Origin of the sequence: Lentimicrobium saccharophilum, assembly GCF_001192835.1 — a bacterium.
GTDB classification, from domain to species: domain Bacteria; phylum Bacteroidota; class Bacteroidia; order Bacteroidales; family Lentimicrobiaceae; genus Lentimicrobium; species Lentimicrobium saccharophilum.
This window is the reverse complement of sequence record NZ_DF968182.1, coordinates 1,985,666-2,009,835: the sequence shown is the minus strand read 5'-3', so window position 1 is coordinate 2,009,835 and position 24,170 is coordinate 1,985,666. Positions and strand designations below refer to the sequence as shown.

Here is a 24,170-nt window from a genome sequence, read left to right as displayed (position 1 = left end):
AAGACTTGTTAGGTCAGGTCGTTGCTTGTTGTGGTTTGGCCCTGTGGAGAAGTCTGGAATTGCGGGGACGCAGAATAATCATTGCGACGTGGCGGTTTTGCGTGGGAAAGGTTATCCCGGATGGTCTCGTTCCGATGGCGATCGGAATCGCCGACCACCGGGACAGAATCATAATTGAAAGGTCCGTGATTACCCATTGAAAGGTCCGAGGCACGTCCCGCCTCTTGGCGGGAAAGACGCGCGTTAACTAAAGAAAGAAGACCTAACAAGTCGGGAGAAGACTTGTTAGGTCAGATTGTGGATTGTGGTGGCCGGGCCCTGCGGGGAAGTCTGGAATTGCGGGGACGCAGAATAATCTTTGCGTCGTGGCGGCTTTGCGCGGGGTAGGTTATGCAGGTTTTATTCTGTTGAGGTCCGAGGCACGCGTCTGAAGACGCGCGCTAACAAAAGGAAAGGTTCGAGGCACGCGTCTGAAGACGCGCGTTAACTAAAGAAAGAAGACCTAACAAGTCGGAAGAAGACTTGTCAGGTCAGGTATGCAGGTTGATGCCGGCAGGGTTAGCTGCGGGCTTCGATCATAATTTCGAGCATTTTGATGGCGGCTTCCGGAATCACGGTGCCGGGGCCGAAGATGGCCATGGCGCCCGATTTGTAGAGGAAGTCATAGTCCTGGGGCGGAATTACCCCGCCAACGATGACCATGATGTCTTCGCGGCCAAGCTTTTTCAGCTCTTCGATCACCTGGGGCACCAGGGTTTTGTGTCCGGCGGCGAGGCTGGAAACGCCCAGCACGTGCACGTCGTTTTCCATGGCCTGGCGGGCGGCTTCTGCCGGCGTCTGGAACAAAGGTCCGATGTCGACATCAAATCCTATGTCGGCATAGCCGGTAGCTACCACCTTGGCGCCACGGTCGTGCCCGTCCTGACCCATCTTGGCGATCATGATGCGGGGGCGGCGTCCTTCGAGTTCAGCGAACTGGTCGGCCATTTCGCAGGCTTTCCTGAAGCTGCTGTCGTCGGCCGATTCGGAGGAGTAAACTCCTGAAATGGAACGTATCACGGCTTTGTATCTCCCATAAACTTTTTCGAGTGCCATTGAAATTTCGCCAAGCGATGCGCGTTTGCGGGCGGCGACGATGGAAAGGGCAAGCAGGTTGCCTTCTCCGGTCTCTGCGGCACGGGTGAGCGCCTCCAGGGCTGCCTGTACCTCCGCATTGTCGCGATTGGCGCGGAGTTGTGCCAGCCTTTTCAGCTGTGCTTCGCGTACGGCGGTATTGTCAACTTCGAGGGTTTCGATGGGGTCTTCTTTTTCGAGGCGGTATTTGTTCACCCCAACAATGGTGTCGCGGCCCGAGTCGATGCGCGCCTGCTTGCGGGCAGCAGCTTCCTCGATGCGCATTTTTGGAATTCCGGTCTCAATGGCCTTGGCCATTCCGCCGAGCTGTTCCACCTCTTCGATCAGTTTCCAGGCTTTGCGGGCCAGCTCATGGGTGAGCGACTCCACATAGTAGGAGCCAGCCCAGGGATCCACCGCCTTGCAGATGTTGGTCTCCTCCTGCAGGTAGATCTGGGTGTTGCGGGCGATGCGTGCCGAGAAGTCGGTGGGCAGCGCGATGGCCTCATCCAATGCATTGGTATGCAGGCTCTGGGTATGACCGAGGGCGGCCGCCAGCGCCTCCACAGCCGTGCGGGTTACGTTGTTGAAAGGATCCTGTTCCGTAAGACTCCATCCGGAGGTCTGCGAGTGTGTGCGCAGGGCCATGGATTTTGGATCTTTCGGGTTGAACTGGTTTACAATCTTGGCCCAGAGCAGGCGGGCGGCGCGCATCTTGGCAATCTCCATAAAGTGGTTCATGCCGATGCCCCAGAAGAAAGAGAGGCGGGGTGCAAATGCATCCACCGGAATGCCTGCCTGAATGCCCGTGCGGATATACTCGAGTCCGTCGGCCAGGGTGTAGGCCAGCTCGATGTCGGCGGTAGCGCCGGCTTCCTGCATATGATATCCGCTGATGGAGATCGAGTTGAACTTCTTCATATTCTTTGAAGTGAACTCAAAGATATCGGCAATGATCTTCATCGAGGGAATGGGCGGGTAGATGTAAGTGTTGCGTACCATGAACTCCTTGAGGATGTCATTCTGGATGGTGCCGCTCAGTTTTTCCATGGGCACGCCCTGCTCTTCGGCGGCAACAATATAGAATGCCATGATGGGCAGCACGGCGCCGTTCATGGTCATGGATACCGACATCTTGTCGAGGGGGATCTGGTCGAACAGTATCTTCATGTCGAGGATGCTGTCGATGGCGACACCGGCTTTACCCACGTCGCCGACCACGCGCTCATGGTCGGAGTCGTAGCCGCGGTGTGTAGCCAGGTCGAAGGCTACCGAGAGGCCCATCTGACCGGCTGCCAGGTTGCGGCGGTAAAAGGCGTTTGATTCCTCGGCGGTGGAGAACCCTGCATACTGACGGATGGTCCAGGGTTTCATTACATACATGGTGCTGTATGGGCCGCGGAGAAAGGGCGGGAGTCCTGCGCCATAGTTCAGGTGCTCCATCTTTTCAAGATCCTCTGCAGTGAAAACCGGTTTCACCGGGATCTGCTCGGTGGTCATCCATTCGCAGCCCTTGGGCAGCGCCGCGGGATCCGCCTTGCCGAACGATCTGATCGTTACATTTTTAAAATCGGGACGCATATTTTTTAATTCAAGGATTCAAAGATTCAAAGATTCAAGGATTCAAGGATTCAAAGATTCAAGGATTCAAAGATTCAAAAATTCAAAAATTCAATTCCGCTAAAGCGGGTATAGGATTCAAAAAAAGTGTATTCGTGCATTCGTGGCTTAAAAGATTCAAAGATTTAAAAATTTCAATGCAGGTTTACAGCATGACGCCCAGTTTTTGCTGGAAGGCATATAGGGTTTCCAGCACATTGGTGCGCACATGGATAAACTCATCCACGCCGGCAGCTTTCAGTTGTTCAACCAGCTCTTTCGGGAAACCGGCCACCACCACCTGGATTTCAGGTCTGGCGGCTTTCAGTGCCCGGGCCGCGGTAGGGGCGATATCGGCATACTCCTCGTCGCTGCTGCAAAGCACAACGATGTCGGCTTTTGCCTCCAGGGCCGCTTTCACGCCTTCGTCCACGGTGTTGAACCCTGCATTGTCGGTGACTTTATAACCGGCGCATCCGAAGAAGTTGGTACTGAAGCCCGCCCTTGCCTTACGCATGGCCAGGTTGCCGGTGGCAAGCAGGAAAACTTGCGGACGGTGTCCTTCTTCCGATTCGTAAATCTCGGTTGCCAGCCTCAGGTCTTCAAAAGCATCGGCGCCACGGTAAGGCTCCATTGTTTTATATACCGGAACGGGGTCTGTAATTTCAGCATCTTCCTCTTCCTCATCGGCCTGAATCTTATCCAGCATATTTTCCGTCATATTGGGATACTGGTTGGTTCCCAGCATTACGGTGCGGCGTGCGGCAATCTCAGCGTTTTTCTGCGCGGCGCTGGCGGCCACACTGTTCTGGATAAAGCCGGATTGTACGGCTTCGGTCATGCCTCCTTTTTCTTCCACTTCGAGGAAGAGCTTCCAGGCGGCGTCGGCCAGCGAAGCGGTGAGGTTTTCGACGTAGTAGGAGCCGGCGGCCGGGTCAACCACTTTATCGAGGCTCGATTCTTCCTTCAGGATAATCTGCTGGTTGCGGGCCATACGCATGGAGAATCCGTCCGGTTCCTTGTAGTTGAGGTCGAAAGGAAGTACCGTAATCATATCAGCTCCGCCCAGCGCGGCCGACATGGCCTCGGTGGTGGTACGCAGCATGTTTACATAAGGATCGTATATGGTTTTGTTCCAGTTGGCTGTCACCGAATGGATACGCATTTTAGCGCTTTCGGGGGAAGCGGGCTGATACTGTTCCACAATGCGTGCCCACAATAAGCGGGCGGCACGCAGTTTGGCGATTTCCATAAAATAGTTTCCGCCCGTTGCAAATACGAAAATCATGCTTTCCGCGGCTTTGCCGGCCGGAATGCCTGCTGAGGTGAGCAGGGCCATGTATTCATTGCCCGAGGCAAGGGCAAATGCCAGTTCCTGGGTGAGGGTGGCCCCTGAATTGTGGAAGTAGTGGCCGTTGATGGTGATCAGCCTGAAAGGCGGAAGTTTATCGCCGTAGTTTTTTACCAGTTCCGTTACCTCACCGAGATCTTTCTCACGTGAAGTGTGGTAATTTCCCTTCAGCAGCACGTAGCTCAGCGGGTCGCAGTCGAAGGAGCCGCAGGTGTTGCCGGCCGCTTCGCCCAAATGCTGAACCAGCATCCCGGCAAGGGCAGGGTATGATTTTGCGGAATTGAAATTGAGCGAAATTTTGCCTGTGTCTATCCCTTCGAGTAATGTTTTCAGTGAGGCGGTATTGTCAATATTTGCGGCATTGAGAGAGAGAGCGTCAGCGCCTTTGGCGATCACCTCGCGGGCAAGGGCGTTGGCGTTGGCCGGATTGGCTGTTTCAATGTCCTGGCATATGCGCCATTTGTTGCCATCCGCTTTATTGCCCCTGAGATAGGGGAACTGTCCGGGAAGGGCATCCCCGAACGAAGCAAGGCCTTCCATGTCGCCGGAACGGTAATAAGGCTTCACGGCGAATCCTTCGGCGGTTTTCCAGATCAGCTTCTTCTCATAATCCGCCCCTTTCAGGTCTTCCTGAATTCTGGCCTCCCATTCGGCGGTAGTGACCGGTGGAAACTCCCCGAAAAGCCTGTCCGCCTGATTTGTGTTCTTCGTATTGTCCATTGCAGGTATATTGATTTTATACAGAAACCTTTTAGCGCCTTGTTTGTTAACCGCTTACAAAAAGCGGTGCAAAGGTATAGGTTTTTTTATCCTGCAAGCACTTTTTAGCTTTAATTTAACAGCCTGCCAGCGGATAAAAAGCTGACTTTCAATACATATAGAAACTTAAATATGAATATACTTATCAGTGGATCAACGGGTTTGACTGGGCGCAGGCTGCGGGCCGCCCTGGAGGAAAGGGGCCATACCGTTACGGCGGCCGGCCGGACTGATTTTGCCGGCGATCCCGCTTTGCTGAAAGAGAAGGTGGAGAATGCCGGGGCCGTGATACACCTGGCGGGCGCGCCCATCGTGGCCCGCTGGAGCAGGGCTTACAAGCGGGAAATTCTCGACAGCCGTGTACTTACTACCCGTAAGCTGGTGGAAGCTGTAAATCTGGCGGAGCGCAAACCGGAGTTGTTTATTTCGGCTTCAGCCGTGGGTATCTACAGCGATGAAGGGGTGAATACCGAGGAGAATGCTTATTATGCCGAAGGTTTTCTGGCCGATGTGTGCCGGCAGTGGGAAGGGGAGGCTGCACAGCTGGATCCGGCCACCGGACTGGCAGTTTTCAGGCTGGGGGTGGTGCTGGCAAAAGAGGGGGGCGCATTGCCCAAAATGCTGACGCCCTTCCGCCTCGGACTGGGCGGGCCCATCGCCGGCGGCAGGCAGGGTTTCTCATGGATTCATATTGATGATCTGGTCAGCGCTTTTATGTTTGTGCTGGATCACCGTCTTACGGGGACGTTTAACCTGACGGCCCCCGGGGTTACCGACAATCAGGGTTATACCTCCGCCCTGGGCAGGGTGCTGAGGCGGCCGGTTTTTATGCCTGTTCCCGCCTTTGCCCTCCGGTTGTTGTTCGGCGAAGGGGCTTCCGCGCTCACTACCGGACAAAAAGCTATTCCCGAACGCTTGCTGAAAGTGGGGTTTACTTTCCGGTTTCCGGAGGTGGAGGGAGCGTTGAGGGATTTACTGCGCAAAGAGAGGATTTGAGGATTTGAGGATTTGAGAATGTGAAAATGTGAAAATCCCGCCTGCTGCGGGACAAGTCGTGAAAATGTGGAAATATGTAAATGGAGTCTGATGGGATCAATTTAAAATACTTCTTATATTCCTGAATATTAATCTTTCTGTTTAGAAATTAGAAATTGAAAAGGCTGTAGTTTAGAATAGCGTTGTATTATGAAAATATTGTTTATCTTTGCTCAAACTACTTGCTAATGGACTATCAAGAAATATTATCAGCCATTCGCGCCTTACCCTCGCACCAACAGGCGAACCTGATTGCAGAATTAACGGGGAACGAAAGTGCCCCCGACTACCTATCATTACGCAGAAACCAACTGATAAACAAGCAGGTTGGCTGTCCTCATTGCGGAAGCCTAAGGTTTTACAGATTTGGCAAGGATAAGGGCAGCCAACGCTTTAAATGCAGAGCTTGCAGTCGAACATTTACGGAGTACACGGGCACATGGCTAGCTGGTCTGCATAAGAAAGAGCTTGTTAATGATTACCTTGAACTGATGCATAAGTCCATGTCATTGGATAAAATAAAGTTTGCTCTGAGCATTAACAAGAAAACCGCCTTTGATTGGCGTCATAAAGTGCTTTCCTCTCTCGAAGAGGTAAGGAAGGATGATTTCAACGGGATTGTTGAGAGTGACGAAACATTCTTTTTGCTGTCAGAAAAAGGGAAAGAACAGCAAACAAGGAAAGGTCGCAAGCGAGGGGGTAGCTCCTCTTCAAGAGGTGTTTCCAAAGACCAGGTGGCTGTAATCGTGACGTCTGACCGTAAGGGGGCGATGGATATGAAGGTGGTCACCCTCGGGCGCATCAGCAAAGCTGACATCGAGAACGCCATTGGGAACCGAATTGAAAAGGACTCCATCCTATGCGCTGATGGGCACGTAAGCTATAAGGGCTTTGCCAAGGATAACCAGCTTTCATTGGTGGTGCTACGCGCAGACCTTAAGCAATATGTTAAGAATGGCATCTATCACATACAAACCGTAAACTCTTTGCATAATCGAGTGAAGAAGTGGATTGACTCAACGTTTTGGGGCGTCTCCACAAAATATCTTCAGAACTATTTAAACTGGTACAGAGTACAGCAAGCAGTCAAGAGCTCGCTTAGACCTACAGAAGAAGTCGTAAAGTACACAACACTTGACCTTTTAAGTCTTACGAGATACCGAACAATTGGAGAGAAATATCAAACGTTAAAAGCAACGCACTTATAAACTACAGCCATTGAAAATTAGAAATTCCTGGTGTTCAGGTGCTTCGCAATGTGTAAATGTGAAAATGAGTAAATATGTAAATATGTAAATTGAGCCTGAAGATTTCAATCTGAAATGTCTCTTATATTCCTAAAGATCAATGCGTCAGTTTAGAAATTAGAAATTAGAAATTGGAAATTGGAAATTCCTGGTGTTCTGGTGTTCTGGTGCTTAAGTTGTATTCAAGGATTAGCTTCGCTGAGCTCTCCTGATAGCGATCGGGATCGGTTCAAGGATTCAGAAGTAAGAAGTAAGAAGTAAGAAGTAAGAAGTAAGAAGTAAGAAGTAAGTAGTAGCTAGTAAGTAGTTTAGGACCATATTACTGCTGGTTACTTCTTATTCGATAATTTCAATTGTTGTTTGTTTCAGTCTGCTTGTCGCCGGGATTTAAAAAATCTTTTGTGTTTTTTTGTGCCTTAGTGTTTTGGTGGCAAATACATTCGTGCATTTGTGGCTGAAAGGATTAGCTTCGCTGAGCTCTCCCGAAAAAGAGTTCGGGACAGGCTCTTCGGTCGGTTCAAGGATTCAAAGATTCAAAGATTCAAAGATTCAGAAGTGAGAAGTAGGAAGTAGGAAGTAAGAAGTAAGAAGTAGGTAGAAAGTATTGTAGTTAATAGTTATATTACTACTGGTTACTTCTCATTCCCTATTTTTAGTTGTTGTTTGTTTTTGTCTACCTGTAGCCAGGATATAAAAAATCTTTTGTGGTTTTTTGTGTTCCGATAGCTATCCGGACAAAGATTTAATAATTCAGTAATTACAATACATATTACCGCTTATTTATCTATAATTTAATATTTTAGGAATCAGAAATTAAAAATTAGAAATTAGAATTTCTTTTTTCCCTGATACCCCGTCCCGAAGTGATTTTCAGAAAATTTTCGGGTATCTTGACAGGAAGCAGAAATTTGCTTATGTTAGCAGTGTGTAAAATGCCTGTCATAGTATCATTATTATATATGTCTGGTATAAAGTTTTGATGACAGGTTGTTTACAGGATGTGACTGACCAGGCGAAGCTGTGTAATACATTAATAAACAAATAGTTAGTTAAATAATTAGTAGATTGTTATTCAAGCGTTTCAAGTTTCAGGATTATAGAAATGGCAGGCAGTAATCAGGGACCGGGAGGTGATTTCACCATCAGCATCAGAAAAATTTTTCACCGTGATGCTGCGCGGATCGGTATATTTTTTAATTTTAACGAAGAGATAAAGCAAAAGGTAAAAGCCCTTGGGGGGAGATGGAGTCAGTCAAAGAAGTGCTGGTATATTGATTATGATGTTGCCAGCTACCAAGCCCTGAAAAATGTTTTCCCGGAAATTGAAATCATCAGGGAGGCAGAAGCTGAATTGAACCGGACGGCGCCTGGCCTGGAAAATGGTCACGACAATGCGCCCATAGCTATTGCTGATAGCGAACGCCCGCCTGCTGCAGGTGCGGGACATAATCCGCCTTTGACGGATGAAAATGCCGGATTAAAAGCTGAATACCTGTCGACCACGGGAAAATACTGGGTTTTAAAAGTCCCCTACCAGGAGCAGGTTTGTCTTGGGCTTAAGGCGATAAAGGGCGTTTATTGGAATAAGCCACATAAGGCATGGATGGTTTACAGGCATGTAGCCGTGAAAACCCGTGTGGAGGCCCTGCTGGGGAGGCCGGGCCTGTTGCCGGCTGATTACTGGACAGGCCCTGAGCCTGCGGGACCGGATGCTAAAATTGTTGTTGAAGTACATGAGGCCGACAAGCGGGTAATGCAGGTGAGGCTTCCGGCGATTTCATCGGTTATCCATATTGTGAAGCGTTTTGCGGGAAGCCGTTACAGCAAAGCGCAGGCATGTTACCTGTTGCCTTCCAGCCCGCTGGTGTTTGAAAACCTGCTTAAAATAGCGGAAGATAACGGGCTAACGCTCGAAAACCATCTTCCGGAGAAGTATCTGAATAAGCGTTTCACGCCTTCGAGGCGCAAGGTGGAGCTCAGCCTGGCAATGGACAATGTACGGAATCTTACCCCTCCCGGAGCTAGGGTATATGTTGATGCATTTACTGATCTGATGCTTGCCACCAATAAGAGCGCGAGTACCATAAGGACATACAGTCATGCTTTGATTTCATTTCTCAGGTTTACCGGTTACCGTGATCCGGCGGGTATTGAGCGCAAAGAGATTATAAAGTACCTGGGCGGCATGATCCTGAAAGGTTTAACACCATCGACTGCAAGCAATTGTGTGAATGCGCTCAATCTCTACTACAGTGAGGTGTTGCAGATTCCGCATTTTCAGATAGATCTGCCCCGGCCGAAGAAAGAGTACAAGCTGCCGGTGGTGGTTACGCAGGAGGAGTGTATTGCCATTTTTGATCAGATAAATAATCCAAAGCACAAGATGGTGATTATGATGGCCTATGGAACCGGACTCAGGCGGAGCGAACTTCTGGGTTTGAAGTGGGAAGATATACTGTTTGATGAGTACAAGATTCATGTGCGTTCGGGTAAGGGTAAAAAGGACCGCATGGTTATGCTTCCATATTCGATAGTGGCCGCGTTGCTCTCGTACCGCGAGTTGTACAAAAGCAGTTTCTATTTGTTTGAAGGCCAGTACAAGGGGGAGCCATACAGTGGGCAGAGCGTTGCCAATGTGATGCGCAGGGCGGTGAAAGCGGCCGGGCTGGAGAAAAAAGCCACTGTCCATACCCTGCGGCATGCCTTTGCCACCCATTTGCTGGAGGCCGGTACGGATCTGCGGTTTATACAGGCGTTGCTGGGGCATTCGAGCATAAAAACCACCACAATATACACACATCTGACGAGGCGCGGGGTTGACAAGATCCGGAGTCCGCTGGATAAACTGATGGATGAAAGAAAAAAGAATGAAAATGAAGAGGAAGATGATGAGGGAAACGAAAAAAAGTTATAAGTTTGTTATGATATTCACTAGTTGGCGGTAATTTTAAAAAGACAGTGATATGCCAGTAACACAAACAAAATGTATAGCATGCGGAACAGATTTACCTGTGCCAATAATTTCAAATGCAGGACAACTTTGTAATACATGCAGAAATCAGGGATTATTCCGCAAAAAAATTATTATTACTGGTATTACAAGAATGAATAGTGGTAATGTTTGTGTATCTGGAATTGACCCTCAGACATGGAATTTTGTAAGACCGGTTTTCCCAACAGGACTAGACAGAGACTTTTTAATGCACGGCACGACACAGGTTGTAAACCATTTTAATTTAGTTGAAATTGAATTCAGGAGGTACAGACCTGACCAAACATTTCATACTGAAGATTGGATAATAAATGAAAATTTTGCACCTCGTTTCATTAGACATTTGACTAATGAAGAAATTTTAAGAGTTGTGAATAGAATGGCTATTACAAATCTTAATAATGCAATTGAACGTCAAGATAAATCTCTCTTTATAGTTAAAGCACAAAGCATTGGAAGAATTTGGCATGAACAGTACGAGAAGTTTAAAGTAAGAATTAACTTTGTGGATTGGGAAGGCAATCTTTATGAGCGTGTTCCGGTTACTGATTTATTAACTTTGGCTTTTGTAAGGTATCAAATAAGTATTAGAAATATGAATTACTCCGCTCAAATTGTAAGGAATTTTAATAATAATCCAAATCGCTATGTGCGGATTGGACTTACGAGAGCATGGCAAGGACAGCATTGGAAACAAGTAACGGCATTAATTACAATTCCAGACCTTTTTGATGGAAACTCTTTTTCACATTTTGAAAATCAATTAGGAGGGCAAGTATGATTTTTTCGATTGGACATGGGAATAGAGAATTTGAAGATTTTATTAAATTGCTTCAAACATACAATATCGAATACCTTATTGATGTTCGTTCTTCGCCTTATTCAAAATTTTCTCCAACATTTAATCGTGAAGCATTTTCAAATTTACTTAAGCGAAAAGGATTTACTTATGTTTATTTAGGAGATGTTTTGGGAGGCTTACCAAAAGACCCAACTTGCTACATTGAGTACACAGACAAAAAACATGAAGAAGCAAGGAAAATAGATTATAGTAAAATTGAAAAAAAGGAGTTTTTTATCAAAGGATTGGAAAGATTAAAAACAGCAAATGAGAAAGGATTAAATGTTGCAGTTATGTGTAGCGAATTAAATCCAGAAGAATGTCATCGCAGTAAGTTAATCGGTCTGTCATTGCAAAAGGAAGGTATAATAATGCAACACATTACTAAAAATGGTAAATTAATGGACCAAAACGAGGTTAATTTACTTATTAACGGTGGTAAAAGCCCAATAAATCTATGGGGCGAAATAGATATGACTTCAAAAAGAAAAATCAAATAATATGGAATTTTTTACAATCGGAGTTTACAACTCAACGGAAAAAGAGTTTTTTGACAAATTGACAAAGAACAACATTGACACATTCTGCGACATAAGACAAAGAAGAGGTGTACGAGGTGCAAAATATTCTTTTGTAAACAGCAATAGACTTCAACAAAAATTAAATGAATTAGAAATTAAATATGGTTACGTACCTGAATTAGCCCCAACAAGTGAAATTAGAGGACTGCAAAAAGAAATTGACATAGAAAAAGGTGAATTAAAAAGGGAAAGACATGAATTAGGGAAAGTTTTTGTAATCGAATATAAAAATAAGATTTTAAAAAACTTTGACTTTGAAACATTCATTGAAAAACTTGAACAAGTTGGGGCAAACCGTGTGGCTTTCTTTTGTGTAGAAGAATTTCCAGAAGCATGTCATCGGTCAATTGTAACAGACAGATTAACTGATAAATATAATTACAAAGTGACACATTTATAAAGAAAAACTACCGCCAACATGCGGTATATTTTATTGCCGGGTTAGTGCTGAAATCAACGGCTGTGGCTCGCTTCAAACTTCATCACGGGTTGACAGTGTCGTGCTCCGAAGTCGGCAACAAAACATACCGCTGTCCGTTATGGGCAAGTTTAAGGGTCAATATAGCGAACAAACAAGAGAGCCACCACCGTCAATTTGGTTTGACACTCTTGTCAAGTGCACTTGCTAAAATGAAAAGTGGAGACTAGAAACCATTCCAAAAATGGGGCGAAACCCAGAAGAAAAGTGAGTAAAAAAATCTTAAAACTCCTGATATGAAAAATTTAATCATTACATTGATGTTTTTAACAGTGTATTTAACATCAGTAAATGGACAAACAGAGGTCCCATTGAAAACCACATGGATTAAAGAAGATGTGTATGGTAGAAAGTATGATACTAAAATTCCAAAAGAAAGATATAGAACTAATTCATATGGTGAAATTGAAGGGCTATATATCTTATATTATGAAGATGGAAAAACGATTCAAAAGAAGATAACATATAAAAATGGGAAAAAAAATGGACCAGCATATTTAGGTTATGCGTCAGGGAATTATAAAAACGATTTAGAAGAAGGAGAGTGGATCGAACACTACTTGGGTGAAAATATCACAGTAGTTAATTATATTCAAGGTCGGATAGTCGGAAAGAAAATTACATATTCTGATAAATCAAGAACAAAAATTTTATCCTTTACAGAATATCAGAATGGCGTTCCAAATGGAAAACATATTACATATTTTGATGATGGAACAATAAAAGAAGAAGGAAGTTATTTAAACGGTGACAAGACCGGCTACTGGGTTGAATATGGCCCTGATATGGTGACAGGTGAATATATTTTTTCAAAAGGTAACTATATTAGTGGAAATAGGGATGGTGAATGGGTTAATTATGGTAAGTGTTATGCTTATTTAGGCGATTACGGAAAAAAATATTCATACTTGCCAAAGAAAACTGAAAATTCATACATAGAATTTACTGGAGGTAGTGAAAGTGCTTTTGGCCCTAAAAAAGGATTTAATGCAGTGTATAATAACGGGAAATATTTAAAAGACGAAGTTTATATTTCTGCTGACGTAAAACAAAAACTTGACAGTATTGAAAATGCCTATAAAAAAGCTAATGAGGAGAGAATTAAAGCTTTCGAAAGAAAGCAAGATAGCATTAGAATGGCCAAAGAGAAAGTGGAAAATGATTACATTCAAATGATAAATAGTGTCAAATCAAAACAATTTACTGAAACAGAGCATAATTTTACAGGTACATGGGAATTTAAGTCAGAAAAGATCTATACAAATGATGCAATAATTATCTTCTATGAAGATTTTAAATTGAATTCCGATCGAAGTTATACATATAAATCATACTTTAAAAAATGGTTGGAAAGTCCAGTCTATAAAGAATATAATGAAAAAGGAATCTGGGAGATTAAAGACAATACTTTTTATGCTTATATAAATGAAGAAAATGGGAAACCATCAAAAAGGATAGACCCTTTAAAGTTTGATGAAATTTCTAAGAAAAAAGCATCGCGAACAGTTCAACTTTTTATTGATACACCTCCTGTTAAAGTGAATGGCAAAAAGGTGTCTGAGTAAACTTCCTCCAGCGGGGGATTCAACACTAAGTCAATTGACGCAATCATGAACAGGAGTAACAGTCAGAAACCCTAAACAATTCCAAAAATAGATGTATAACTATATCTTGTATCATCCACCCAGGAAATGCTTATATATTAATGAGATGGGGCAAGTTTATCATGATAGTTTTTCCGGCAACCAAGACCCATATATATGGAATTCACCTTTCTTGCATTCATTTTGTCATATAACTCAGATTAAGAAAGAGATAGGGCAGATTATCTTTTGGGCTTCACGAGGAGAAAAAGATTCATACCCTTACTTTGATCACCTTTTCTGTGATTTAGTATTTAAAGTAAAATCTTTACACGAATGGCAAGATTGCAATGATATATCCATAAACGATTCAATTGTTGATAACTATCCAGCATACGAGAATCATTACAAATGGGTGAAACAGCATCTATTCAAAGGAGTAAAACGACCAAAAAAGAGAATTACTATTAAAGCATGTGAAAAAAGCTCATTTCAGCCTCAGAATGAAACACAGGAATTGATAGACATTGTTCCCTTTCTTAAAGGCAAGGGCGTTTCAATTGAACAACTAAGAAATTCAATTTCTTTGAATTCAAACAAGAGGCCTGCAATTCCTTCACGACCACTTAATCTGAATGAAAAGACTACAAAAGAACTATATGATTATCTCGCATCATCAAAGCGAAAACTGTATGGCATTGATTTGATGGATAAATATCCTTTAAGAGGAAAACCTGCCCATAACAGCACCTACCCACAATAGGCGGGTTTGTAGTAACGTGGTAAATTGTGGTTCTTTTCATGTTGGTATTTTCAAGACTGTTTAGTACTTTTAAGCCGCCTACTGTGGGTAGCTGCGGAACGTTATGCGGCAGCTTAAAAGACGACACCAAACCAAAAAAAATCACCTTGACAACCACCCGACTTTGAACTACGAAGGATGAAATTTTTCAGGGACAACTTCCAGCATTTCCAAAAAACAGTTTACCCATTGACTTGGAGACAAACAAACAATTTGAGCATTAAGGTTTAAACCGAATTTTTCCGAAATTGACCTGACCTGACTTTTCCTGAAAATCGACTTTAAAGCTGTTTTTACAGATAAATCAGGTTTTTCTAACAGACAGGAAATAAATGCTAAGTATTTGGCTTTAAACTTAAAATCAAAAAATAAGTGTTTTCTTTTAATGTTTAACAGGGCTGATTTGACAGTTGGCGGTGGCAAGAAACTTTCAGGACCTACCTCATAGACAAGTTTCAAATCAAAAAAAGTATGATAGAAAACGGTATATGGATTGTAAAGCTTCCTCGAAAATAACTTTTGTGTAGGTTCTAACTGAAGGATAATGGAACCTCCCAGAAAATTTCCAAGACTCTCAAACATCAGGATTTTGAAAATATCGGAAGTAATGCCATAAGGAATATTTGACACCACTTTGAAAGGAAATTTCGGAACTGCAAAATTCCTAAAATCACAACCGACAACTTGAACATTTCGGGCATCAGAAAATAATTTTCGTAAATGTTCAACCAAAGCTGTGTCGTTTTCAATAGCAACAACATTGTTGGCGATTTTTAATAAATGAACAGTAAGAAACCCCTTGCCTGCCCCAATATCTAAAACCGTATCCTGATTACTTATATTTGCTTGTCTTATTGCATCTTTTATTAGCACTTTATCAATAGTAAAGTGCTGACCCGTAAAACGAACGGGCAATTTCTTTTTTGTCATTAGTAACTTCTTACAGGTGAATACTTGAATTCAAATCACAATTCATAATTCAAAAATTGAAATTGCTTGACTGCAAATTTAGTAACTTTGCTTGACAAATTAACGAGAAAGAAGAGAAAATGAAAGCCGACCGCATAACATCACCTATACGCAAGCAGGGGGTTCGTGCTTCGTAAGACAGGAAAGTGGTAAATTTGAAGTTCAGTTCTTCGTAGGAAGTTCAGTGGTTAAAATCCCTGCCTGCGTATAGCTGAGAAACGTTAGCAACCATAATAAAACTGAAACACATCATTATTAACTCAAATAAAATCAACAATGAAAACAAAAAAAATCCTTTTACTCGCATTAATTGCAATGATGTTGACATCTTGCGTATCGACATCTTATTTCCAAGTTTATAAAACTGTTCCTTCTGACAAATTAGTTGTTAAGGACAACCTTTTGGTTTATGAAGATGAAAACTGTAAAGTTTCATACAATCTATGGGGTGAAGGTGGAAATATTGGTTTCCAGTTTTTTAACAAAACAGACAAAAATATATACTTGAATTTGGAAGAAAGTTTTTTTATTCTAAACGGAATTTCTTACAATTATTATAGAAATAGAGTTTTTACAAACTCGACAAGTTCAGGAGCAACAACTTCTCGTGGAGCAACTGCAACAAAATCTGTAACAGGTCTAAATTATTTGGATTTAATTCAAACAAATAGAATTTCAGCAACTAATACTGTTGGCATACTGACATCTTCAGGTTTTTCAGTTTCATACAATGAAGAAAAAATTATATGTATTCCATCAAAGACTTCAAAGATTATTTCAGAATATAATATCAATGAATCACTTTTCAGAGATTGTGACTTATTTAAATACCCAACGAAAAAGCAGATTAAATCTAAGACATTTTCAAAAGAACAAAGTCCTCTTGTTTTCAGCAATAGGATTGCTTATTCCATAGGTCAGACTGACAATCTTATAAAATTTGAAAATGAATTTTATGTAACAGAAATTTCAAATTATCCAGAAAGCGAAATGTTTGAATCAAAATATGATGAGTATTGTGGACAAAAAAGTATGACAATGACAAAATATTTTAAGAATGTTTCGGCTGATAAATTTTACATCAAATACAGCAAAGGACAAGATATTTGGAAACACTAAGAATTACGATTGCTAACAAAGTGTAGCAGTAATAAGGGTTTCAGAGGGTAATCGAGCGTTCTTCCTCGCATTAAGTTTCGTGTAGGTTGATAGTGATGAAGCCCGTAATCCCTTACTACTGCTACACTCGACCGTTACCAACAAGGCGAAGAAAAAGACAGCGACAACGAAAATGACAGAAAAAAAATGGTTTGAGAATGAAAAAAGAAATGACAATGACAGAAAAAAGATTTAGTTTTTTTGCCGACCCGCAAGAAAGAAAAGCGGAAAGCCGACCCACATTTGGCACATTGCCTTTTGCCCAACACACGAGCCAACGCTTCGCAAAAGTCAAAGAGCCAAATCTTTCCTTCGCACCAAAGACTTTCATTGAACAAAATAATTGTAATTTCACGGTTTGTTTAACTAATTAAAATAAAATTTCATGGCTATCAATTTGACAAAAGGACAACGCATCGAAATTGGCTTATCAAAAGTAGGTGTCGGTTTGGGATGGGACCCAAATGAAGGTACAGGTTTTGATTTTGACTTGGATGCATCTGCATTTATGCTAGGTGAAAACAAAAAAATTCCCAAAGATGAGTTTTTCGTTTTTTATAACAATCAAAAATCACCCGACAATTCGGTTGAATCATCTGGCGATGATTTAACGGGAGGAAATAGTGATGGTGATGATGAAACTTTAACAGTCGACCTTTCAAAGGTTGACTCAAAAATACATGAAATAATTTTCACTGTAACCATTCACGATTATGAAAATCGGAAACAGAACTTCGGGCAAGTAAGGAATTCATTTATTAGAATTTACAATGCTCAAACAAATGAAGAAATTGCGAAATATGAACTGGATGAAGATTTTTCAGTTGAAACCGCAGTTGAATTTGGCAGGCTTTATAAACGAAATGGAGAATGGAAATTTGAAGCAATGGGAATCGGTTATAAAGGCGGACTTGAATATTTTGTGAAGAAATACGCTTAATATCAATAGCTATGGCAATAAATCTAAACAAAGTAACCCTTGAAAAACAAGGCGACAGTCATAAAATTGACTTGTCGAAAGGGAATAAATCCAATAAAGAGATAATCATAAATTTGAATTGGACTCAGGAAACTCAAAAGAAAGGGTTTTTATCTGGTCTATTTGGTGGTTCGCAAGGCATTGACCTTGACCTCGGTTGTTTTTATCTTCTTAATGATGGACAAAAATCTGTAATTGACGGAATTCAATTTGCTCACGGACAAGGAGGCCCCAAAGACAGACTAACAAAACAAGGAAAATATACAGGTATTCCCTGGGTTTGGCATACAGGCGATGACCGCTCAGGTGCTGGTTCAGGGGAGAATATTTTAGTTAATCCACAAGGATTATCTGAACTTAAAAGAATTGTAGTTTACTGTTTTATTTATGAAGGCGTTGCAAAATGGACTGAAACAAATGCAGTAGTTACAATAAAAGTTCCTGAAAATCCTGAAATTGTTGTTGAAATGGGCAAACAGTACAGCTCCCAAAAGTTTTGTGCGATTGCGGAAATATTATTTGACCAAAATGACTCTATCACAGTTAAAAAACTTGTAACCTTTCACAATGGTCACGGGGATTGTGATAAAGCATATAATTGGGGTATGAAGTGGACTGCTGGCAGTAAATAAAAATTAAAAACTAAATACAATGGCAATAAATTTAGAAAAAGGGCAACGAGTTAATGTGAATTTACCAAAATTCGTTGTCGGGCTTGGCTGGGATGCCAACGCTTCAAGTACAGGACAAGACTTTGATTTAGATGCTTCTGTTTTCGTATTAGGCGAAAACAAGAAACTTCTAACCGATTCTCATTTTGTTTTCTATAACAACCTTACCTCTCCAGATGGTGCAGTTGAACATACAGGTGATAATCTTACCGGTGATGGTGATGGTGACGATGAAAGCATAAAAATTGATTTGTCTAAAATTAACCCAAATGCTACTGAACTTTGTTTTGTCGTAACAATACATGATGCAGAAAATCGCAAACAAAACTTTGGTCAAGTGAGAAATTCATTTGTGCGTGTTTACAACCCTGATACAAAAGAAGAAATTCTGAAATATGAATTGGAAGAAGATTTTTCTATTGAAACGGCTGTTGAATTTGGTCGTTTGTATAAACGAAACGGAGAATGGAAATTTGAAGCTGTTGGGGTTGGACAAAAGGGTGGTTTGCAAGACTATTTAAACAAATATAATTAACCATTAAAATATCAAGAAAATGGCAATAAATTTATCAAAAGGTCAAAAAATTGACCTTAGAAAAGAAACTGGAGAGAAACTCACTAACTTCTGTGTTGGCGTTAATTGGGGTGCAATTGAAACCATCAAAAAAGGTCTATTTGGAACTAAAAAAATCATTGAAGATGTTGATTTGGATTTGAGTTGCATTATGACAGATAATGCAGGAAATTTAATTGACTATATCTATTCACCAGATTACAATGGTTTTTTACAACGAAATAATCTTCCACTTGGTAAATTGACATCTGTTGATGGTTCATTACGTCATAGTGGGGATGACAGAAAAGGCGACCAAGGCGGAGATGATGGTTTAGACAATGAAATTATAACGGTAGATTTAAATAAAGTAAATTCGACAATTGAGAAAATTTTCTTTTTCATCAACATCTATCTTAATCAAGGTCAGAGTTTTGATTTTACGAATATACCTTACGCAAAAATCCGTATGTACGAAGGTACATCAACAAAGGTAAATAAAGTATTTTCTAACTATGACATAACCACAGACTCCACATTCGCTAATAAAAGGGCTTTAGTTTTAGGGAAATTGTATAAACGCAATGGAGAATGGAAATTTGATGCTATCGGTGACCCGACAGAAGACAAAGTTTTTCTTGAAACAATTCAAACAATTTTAAACAAATACGCAAAATGAGAAGATTACCAGTTTATTTAGTTTTGGATATTTCCGGTTCAATGACCGGAGAACCAATAGAAGCCGTAAAAAATGGTGTTCAGGTTTTGGTTTCAACGTTAAGGCAAGACCCGTATGCGTTGGAAACAGCCTTTTTAAGTGTAATTACTTTTGACAGTTCAGCGAGACAGGTTGTTCCGTTAACTGAATTATCAATGTTTCAGATGCCCGACATACAAGCAACGGGTACAACTGCTTTAGGTGATGCACTTTCTTTACTTGCAAATAAAGTAAGTACAGAGGTGACAAAATCAACAGCCGAAGTAAAAGGAGATTGGAAACCTTTGGTTTTCATTATGACAGATGGTGAACCTACTGATAATTGGCAGAAAGGCTTGAACGATTTTAAAAACCAAAAATTCGGAATGGTTGTCGCTTGTGCAGCAGGGTCAGGTGCTAATACCAGCATTTTAAAGCAAATTACTGAAGTCGTCGTTCAGCTTGATACAGCAGATAGTGCAACTATTAAAGCATTCTTTAAATGGGTTTCAGCTTCCGTAAGTACTGGTAGTCAAAAAATTGAGGCAAGCGGAAAAGATGTATCTGGTTTAAATGAGTTACCACCACCACCACCCGAAGTAAATATTGTAGTTTAATTATGGGACGAAATAAAAGTTATGGGTTTTCCTTTTCGTGGAAAAGGGCGGTAGGAATTTCCGGTGCAAAACAAAGTTTTGCTCGTAGAACGGGAATTCCTACCACGAAACAAGGTTTAGAACGCAAGGTAGGTTCATCCATTTTGAGTTTGCTTATGTCATTGTTTTTTGGGAGAAAATAATTCTGGAAATATTAGCAATAATGGGAAATTATATCAATAATAATCTTATACGGGGTGAAGTTGTTGAGTATGAGACATCTTATCACTGGATAATATTCGTTTCGTTCAGAGCTTTATTTACTCTTTTTATTGCTCCATTAATTGATAAATGGACAGATGAATTTGGAATTACCAACAAAAGAGTAATTATTAAAACTGGATTAATTAGTCGAAAAACAGTTGAACTAAATTTGTCGAAAATAGAAAGTGTAAATGTTAACCAAAGTATTCTTGGAAGAATTTTAGGGTATGGTAGTTTACAAATCGTAGGGACAGGTGGTACTAAAGAAATATTTGCCAATATCCAGAGCCCACTTACCTTCAGAAAAAGATTTCAAGAATTATGCTAAATTAAATAAGGATGAGAAGATTACCAGTATATATTTTGATTCAAACCTCCGGAGCAATGAGAGGTGAACCTATTGAATCAATAAAAGTAGGTTTAGAGGCTATGGTAGCTAGTTTAAGACAAGACCCATTTGCACTTGAATCAGTGTATATGAGTATCGCTACTTTCAACAGAAATGTTGAGTTGTTAGTTCCTCTAACTGAATTAGAAAGTTTGCAAATACCAACAATAAACCAACCAGAATCAGGCCCAACACATTTAGGGGAAGCTTTACAGTTTATTTGCAAAAAAGTGGATAATGAAGTGGAGTTAAGTACGCCTGATAAAAAAGGAGACTGGATGCCTTTACTATTTATAATGTGTGATGGAAGAGCATCAGACCCTCAGCTTTTTAACACAATAATATCTGAAATACAAAAACGCCATTTTGGTAGCATAATCGCGTGTATTGTTGGTTCGAAAACGGATGTTGATAATGTAAGAAAGATTACCGATAAAATTGTTAGTCTTGAAACAACTGATAGTGGCACATTTAAACAGTTTTTCAAATGGGTTTCAGCATCGGTTAGTGTTGGCAACAGAAGTATTGGTGCTACTGACCAAATGTTGTTACCACCGCCACCTCCGGAAGTTCATTCTGTAATATAATTTGTTATGAGATTATTTTTATACATATTAGTTAATGTATTGATTGTAGGTTTATTCCTGTATTCTAAACTTACACCTTATAAAAACAGGCTAACCGGAAGGTACTTAAAAGCCTTCAATTTTTTTGAAAGTATATTTAATCCGTTCTTAAACTTTCTAAAAAAAATTGCTAAACCTGCGCAAGTTGGCAATGGCATTGCTGTTGATATGTCGCAAATAATTTTGCTCTTTTTGCTATTATTAACTTTAAAATTCATTTTATGAGAAGATTACCCATATATTTTGTAATTGACGTTTCTGAGTCAATGATTGGCGAGCCTATTGAACAAGTTCAAGAAGGAATTGGTAATATCATTAAGGAACTTAGAACAGACCCTTATGCGTTAGAAACTGTTTATATTTCAATAATTGTCTTTGCTGGAAAAGCTCAAAAAGTAACACCTTTAATTGAACTTTACAATTTCTATCCGCCAAAATTACCTATTGGTGGTGGCACTTCATTGGGAAATGCACTAAATTATTTAATGAATGATTTTGATTCTTCGCTTCAAAAAACTACTCCTGAAATTAAGGGCGATTGGAAACCAATTGTTTTTTTATTTACCGATGGAAATCCAACAGACAAGTATGAATCTGCTTTTGATAAATGGAATCAAAAATATAAATCAAAATCCAATCTTGTAGTAATCTCATTGGGTGACAATACTGATACGAACATATTTGGTAAAATTACTGACCAGGTGCTATTGCTTAAAAATACGGATTCTGAATCATTTAAGAAGTTTTTTAAATGGGTAACAGCTTCAATCAAAACAAGTAGTGTAAGTGTATCGGAATCAAAAGATGATGGTTTGCATTTAGCACCAATCACAAATGGTTATTTATCAAAAATTGACCTTGAAAAGGGCTTTAGTAAAAAGGTTGATGAGAATTTTGCTGTTATTTTAGCCAAGTGTCAAAGCACCAAAAGACCATATTTAATCAAGTATCAAAAAAGAATTTCACCATCAGAATTTAAAGAATTAGCATTAAACACTGTAGATTACAAACTCGTTGGTGCATATCCAGTTGAAAACTCTTACTTTGATTTGTGCGAAAGTGATTCAAATCAAATCAAAATAAACACCTCTGAATTAGTTGGTTTTCCTGCTTGCCCTTGTTGTGGTAATCAATTTGGTTTTAGTCATTGTGGCTGTGGAAATATTATGTGTACGGGTGAAGAAGAAGTTAGTAAATGTCCTTGGTGTGGCATTGAAGCAAAATTTGGTTTTGGAGAAGGTAGTATTAATATTAACAGGACAAGGGGGTAGTTATGGATATTTTAAAATATATGGGTAGTCTTGAAATAGATGCAAAAGACGAAGAACAATTATCAAAATTCCTTAACGAAAAGGAATCAGAAATTAAAGACTTTATAAAAGCATCATGGCAAAACTTTTCTGTGATTAACACTAATACAATTCCAGACGAAGATGCAATAAAAATAAATGATGTGTCAGCAGAAGAAACAGAAATAAACGAAGATTCAAAAATTGATGCAGAAAATGAAATGATTGTAACTTCCGATAAAACCGAATCAGTATTTATACAAAACGAAAATACAATAATCGCAGAGAGTAAAACTGCACCTGCACCCGTAAAAGTTGAACAAATAAAAGATAAAAGTTCTAACTCCTTTGAATTACAGATAAAGAATAAAAGCATAATTATTCCAAATGGGAAAGTAAATCAAGAGTATTGCTTTCTTTTTAAAATTGAGGAACTCGGTTTAACAGAAATTGGCGATTATTGGTTTGAAGGACTAGAGCCAATTGGGCTGATTTTTAATTCTGACACAAATGAAATTAAAGGAAAACCAAACACTGCTGGCGACCATAAAATAAAACTAAAGATTAAGAGAAACGATTGGTCAGATGGAAAACCAGTATTCGAAAGACAAATTACATTTATAATTAATCCAGACCCAAAATCATTATGGAAAAATATTCCTACTCCAAATGACATTGAATATTATAAACCTGATAGCGACAAATGTTTTGTAAAAGTCACATCCTCTACCAATATATTTGGACTTGGAAAAACCCACAAAAAAGACATTGTTGCAGCAAGCCAAAGAGGTCGTTCACATGCCCAAGAAGGTAAACCCCGTGATGATGATTTTAATATTAGATATATAAGTGAAGTAGATTGGTATATTTTATCCGTTGCTGATGGTGCCGGTTCTGCTAAATCCTCAAGAAAAGGTTCTGAAATAGCATGTAAAACGGTAGTTGAAGTTTGCGAACAACTAATTAAGGAAAAGACGAAAGAATTTGAAAATCTAATCAAAGACTTTAGCACTGAAAAATCGGATGAGAGAAGAAAAAAAATGGGAGATTCTTTGTACGGTATTCTTGGTAATTCAGTGTTTAAAGCAGTAAAAAACATTGAAGAAGAAGCAAAGAAAACTAACAAACCTTTAAAAGATTATTCCACGACTCTAATAGTATCAATTTGTAAGAAATTCAAATTTGGATGGTTTGTTGGAGCATTTTGGGTAGGTGATGGTGGTATTGGTATTTACAATAAAGACACTAATTTTTTAAAGATTCTAGGAGAATCTGATGGTGGTGAATATGCAGGTCAGACACGTTTTTTAACAATGCCTGAGATAACCCAACCCACAGAATTATACAGAAGACTGAGGTTTGATATTGTTGATGATTTCACAGCATTAATTCTTATGTCTGATGGAATTACTGACCCGAAATTTGAAACAGATGCAAATTTGTTGAAAGTTGAAAAATGGAATGAATTATGGCAAGACCTATCAAAAGAGGTTGATTTTTCGGATGATAACGAAGCCTCAGCAGACCAATTGTTAAACTGGCTAGACTTTTGGTCGCCGGGTAATCATGATGATAGGACAATAGCAATACTATTTTAAT

General features: G+C 40.4%; 22 protein-coding genes. 19 read left to right on the top strand and 3 right to left on the bottom strand.

What is annotated here, in order from left to right; genetic code table 11:
- Positions 1 to 558: 558 nt before the first annotated feature.
- Complete coding sequence (gene scpA, locus TBC1_RS07755; RefSeq protein ID WP_062040422.1) at positions 559 to 2,694, bottom strand: methylmalonyl-CoA mutase; 2,136 nt, start codon at positions 2,692 to 2,694, stop codon at positions 559 to 561.
- A gap of 184 nt (positions 2,695 to 2,878) precedes the next feature.
- Positions 2,879 to 4,783 (bottom strand): methylmalonyl-CoA mutase family protein, encoded by a 1,905-nt coding sequence (locus tag TBC1_RS07750; RefSeq protein WP_062040419.1) that lies wholly within the window; start codon positions 4,781 to 4,783, stop codon positions 2,879 to 2,881.
- A 171-nt stretch (positions 4,784 to 4,954) separates the two neighbouring features.
- Between TBC1_RS07750 and TBC1_RS07745 the strand changes: the two genes are divergently transcribed.
- The 8 genes from TBC1_RS07745 (at position 4,955) to TBC1_RS07710 (ending at position 14,342) form a co-directional block, all read left to right on the top strand.
- Complete coding sequence (locus TBC1_RS07745; protein ID WP_062040416.1) at positions 4,955 to 5,818, top strand: TIGR01777 family oxidoreductase; 864 nt, start codon at positions 4,955 to 4,957, stop codon at positions 5,816 to 5,818.
- A 227-nt stretch (positions 5,819 to 6,045) separates the two neighbouring features.
- Positions 6,046 to 7,065: an IS1595-like element ISLesa1 family transposase gene (locus TBC1_RS07740; protein WP_062040413.1), complete on the top strand. Its 1,020-nt coding sequence runs from the start codon at positions 6,046 to 6,048 to the stop codon at positions 7,063 to 7,065.
- Positions 7,066 to 8,206: 1,141 nt separating this feature from the next.
- Positions 8,207 to 10,018 (top strand): tyrosine-type recombinase/integrase, encoded by a 1,812-nt coding sequence (locus TBC1_RS07735; protein ID WP_062040410.1) that lies wholly within the window; start codon positions 8,207 to 8,209, stop codon positions 10,016 to 10,018.
- 49 nt (positions 10,019 to 10,067) lie between these two features.
- Complete coding sequence (locus TBC1_RS07730; RefSeq protein WP_062040407.1) at positions 10,068 to 10,877, top strand: dual OB domain-containing protein; 810 nt, start codon at positions 10,068 to 10,070, stop codon at positions 10,875 to 10,877.
- Entirely contained in the window at positions 10,874 to 11,437 is a 564-nt protein-coding gene (locus TBC1_RS07725; protein ID WP_062040404.1) for a DUF488 domain-containing protein, read from the top strand. The genes TBC1_RS07730 and TBC1_RS07725 overlap by 4 nt, the downstream gene beginning before the upstream one ends.
- Position 11,438: 1 nt before the next feature.
- Positions 11,439 to 11,918: a DUF488 domain-containing protein gene (locus TBC1_RS07720; protein ID WP_062040402.1), complete on the top strand. Its 480-nt coding sequence runs from the start codon at positions 11,439 to 11,441 to the stop codon at positions 11,916 to 11,918.
- A gap of 314 nt (positions 11,919 to 12,232) precedes the next feature.
- Positions 12,233 to 13,561 (top strand): toxin-antitoxin system YwqK family antitoxin, encoded by a 1,329-nt coding sequence (locus tag TBC1_RS07715; protein WP_062040399.1) that lies wholly within the window; start codon positions 12,233 to 12,235, stop codon positions 13,559 to 13,561.
- Between the two features lie 145 nt (positions 13,562 to 13,706).
- On the top strand, positions 13,707 to 14,342 hold the full coding sequence (locus tag TBC1_RS07710; protein ID WP_062040396.1) for a hypothetical protein: 636 nt from the start codon (positions 13,707 to 13,709) through the stop codon (positions 14,340 to 14,342).
- 168 nt (positions 14,343 to 14,510) lie between these two features.
- Here the strand turns inward: TBC1_RS07710 and erm(F) are convergent, their stop codons facing one another.
- Complete coding sequence (erm(F), locus tag TBC1_RS07705; RefSeq protein WP_042005545.1) at positions 14,511 to 15,311, bottom strand: 23S rRNA (adenine(2058)-N(6))-methyltransferase Erm(F); 801 nt, start codon at positions 15,309 to 15,311, stop codon at positions 14,511 to 14,513.
- Between the two features lie 315 nt (positions 15,312 to 15,626).
- Between erm(F) and TBC1_RS07700 the strand changes: the two genes are divergently transcribed.
- The 11 genes from TBC1_RS07700 (at position 15,627) to TBC1_RS07645 (ending at position 24,169) form a co-directional block, all read left to right on the top strand.
- Positions 15,627 to 16,469, top strand: a complete 843-nt coding sequence (locus tag TBC1_RS07700; RefSeq protein ID WP_062040393.1) for a hypothetical protein — start codon at positions 15,627 to 15,629, stop codon at positions 16,467 to 16,469.
- A gap of 197 nt (positions 16,470 to 16,666) precedes the next feature.
- Entirely contained in the window at positions 16,667 to 16,882 is a 216-nt protein-coding gene (locus TBC1_RS07695; RefSeq protein WP_062040391.1) for a hypothetical protein, read from the top strand.
- An 11-nt stretch (positions 16,883 to 16,893) separates the two neighbouring features.
- Entirely contained in the window at positions 16,894 to 17,448 is a 555-nt protein-coding gene (locus tag TBC1_RS07690; RefSeq protein WP_062040389.1) for a TerD family protein, read from the top strand.
- 11 nt (positions 17,449 to 17,459) lie between these two features.
- Positions 17,460 to 18,119: a TerD family protein gene (locus tag TBC1_RS07685; RefSeq protein ID WP_062040386.1), complete on the top strand. Its 660-nt coding sequence runs from the start codon at positions 17,460 to 17,462 to the stop codon at positions 18,117 to 18,119.
- A 19-nt stretch (positions 18,120 to 18,138) separates the two neighbouring features.
- A complete protein-coding gene (locus TBC1_RS07680; RefSeq protein WP_062040382.1) occupies positions 18,139 to 18,693 on the top strand; it encodes a TerD family protein in 555 nt (184 codons plus the stop codon).
- Between the two features lie 19 nt (positions 18,694 to 18,712).
- Positions 18,713 to 19,390, top strand: coding sequence for a TerD family protein (locus TBC1_RS07675; protein WP_062040379.1), 678 nt, complete (start codon positions 18,713 to 18,715; stop codon positions 19,388 to 19,390).
- Positions 19,387 to 20,025, top strand: a complete 639-nt coding sequence (locus TBC1_RS07670) for a vWA domain-containing protein (RefSeq protein WP_062040376.1) — start codon at positions 19,387 to 19,389, stop codon at positions 20,023 to 20,025. The genes TBC1_RS07675 and TBC1_RS07670 overlap by 4 nt, the downstream gene beginning before the upstream one ends.
- Before the next feature lie 202 nt (positions 20,026 to 20,227).
- A complete protein-coding gene (locus tag TBC1_RS07665) occupies positions 20,228 to 20,596 on the top strand; it encodes a PH domain-containing protein (RefSeq protein ID WP_062040373.1) in 369 nt (122 codons plus the stop codon).
- Between the two features lie 11 nt (positions 20,597 to 20,607).
- Positions 20,608 to 21,243 carry a vWA domain-containing protein gene (locus tag TBC1_RS07660; protein WP_062040371.1) on the top strand — a complete coding sequence of 212 codons (636 nt, stop codon included), beginning with the start codon at positions 20,608 to 20,610 and terminating at the stop codon, positions 21,241 to 21,243.
- Positions 21,244 to 21,503: 260 nt separating this feature from the next.
- Complete coding sequence (locus TBC1_RS07650; protein WP_062040366.1) at positions 21,504 to 22,553, top strand: TerY-C metal binding domain-containing protein; 1,050 nt, start codon at positions 21,504 to 21,506, stop codon at positions 22,551 to 22,553.
- 2 nt (positions 22,554 to 22,555) lie between these two features.
- Complete coding sequence (locus TBC1_RS07645) at positions 22,556 to 24,169, top strand: PP2C family serine/threonine-protein phosphatase (RefSeq protein ID WP_062040365.1); 1,614 nt, start codon at positions 22,556 to 22,558, stop codon at positions 24,167 to 24,169.
- Position 24,170: the final 1 nt, after the last annotated feature.

Excerpts from the sequence above, each read along its gene's own strand:
- scpA (WP_062040422.1), bottom strand. The coding sequence starts at position 2,694 with ATGCGTCCCGATTTTAAAAATGTAACGATCAGATCGTTCGGCAAGGCG.
- TBC1_RS07750 (WP_062040419.1), bottom strand. The coding sequence starts at position 4,783 with ATGGACAATACGAAGAACACAAATCAGGCGGACAGGCTTTTCGGGGAG.
- TBC1_RS07745 (WP_062040416.1), top strand. The coding sequence starts at position 4,955 with ATGAATATACTTATCAGTGGATCAACGGGTTTGACTGGGCGCAGGCTG.
- TBC1_RS07740 (WP_062040413.1), top strand. The coding sequence starts at position 6,046 with ATGGACTATCAAGAAATATTATCAGCCATTCGCGCCTTACCCTCGCAC.
- TBC1_RS07735 (WP_062040410.1), top strand. The coding sequence starts at position 8,207 with ATGGCAGGCAGTAATCAGGGACCGGGAGGTGATTTCACCATCAGCATC.
- TBC1_RS07730 (WP_062040407.1), top strand. The coding sequence starts at position 10,068 with ATGCCAGTAACACAAACAAAATGTATAGCATGCGGAACAGATTTACCT.
- TBC1_RS07725 (WP_062040404.1), top strand. The coding sequence starts at position 10,874 with ATGATTTTTTCGATTGGACATGGGAATAGAGAATTTGAAGATTTTATT.
- TBC1_RS07720 (WP_062040402.1), top strand. The coding sequence starts at position 11,439 with ATGGAATTTTTTACAATCGGAGTTTACAACTCAACGGAAAAAGAGTTT.
- TBC1_RS07715 (WP_062040399.1), top strand. The coding sequence starts at position 12,233 with ATGAAAAATTTAATCATTACATTGATGTTTTTAACAGTGTATTTAACA.
- TBC1_RS07710 (WP_062040396.1), top strand. The coding sequence starts at position 13,707 with ATGGGGCAAGTTTATCATGATAGTTTTTCCGGCAACCAAGACCCATAT.
- TBC1_RS07700 (WP_062040393.1), top strand. The coding sequence starts at position 15,627 with ATGAAAACAAAAAAAATCCTTTTACTCGCATTAATTGCAATGATGTTG.
- TBC1_RS07695 (WP_062040391.1), top strand. The coding sequence starts at position 16,667 with ATGAAAAAAGAAATGACAATGACAGAAAAAAGATTTAGTTTTTTTGCC.
- TBC1_RS07690 (WP_062040389.1), top strand. The coding sequence starts at position 16,894 with ATGGCTATCAATTTGACAAAAGGACAACGCATCGAAATTGGCTTATCA.
- TBC1_RS07685 (WP_062040386.1), top strand. The coding sequence starts at position 17,460 with ATGGCAATAAATCTAAACAAAGTAACCCTTGAAAAACAAGGCGACAGT.
- TBC1_RS07680 (WP_062040382.1), top strand. The coding sequence starts at position 18,139 with ATGGCAATAAATTTAGAAAAAGGGCAACGAGTTAATGTGAATTTACCA.
- TBC1_RS07675 (WP_062040379.1), top strand. The coding sequence starts at position 18,713 with ATGGCAATAAATTTATCAAAAGGTCAAAAAATTGACCTTAGAAAAGAA.
- TBC1_RS07670 (WP_062040376.1), top strand. The coding sequence starts at position 19,387 with ATGAGAAGATTACCAGTTTATTTAGTTTTGGATATTTCCGGTTCAATG.
- TBC1_RS07665 (WP_062040373.1), top strand. The coding sequence starts at position 20,228 with ATGGGAAATTATATCAATAATAATCTTATACGGGGTGAAGTTGTTGAG.
- TBC1_RS07660 (WP_062040371.1), top strand. The coding sequence starts at position 20,608 with ATGAGAAGATTACCAGTATATATTTTGATTCAAACCTCCGGAGCAATG.
- TBC1_RS07650 (WP_062040366.1), top strand. The coding sequence starts at position 21,504 with ATGAGAAGATTACCCATATATTTTGTAATTGACGTTTCTGAGTCAATG.
- TBC1_RS07645 (WP_062040365.1), top strand. The coding sequence starts at position 22,556 with ATGGATATTTTAAAATATATGGGTAGTCTTGAAATAGATGCAAAAGAC.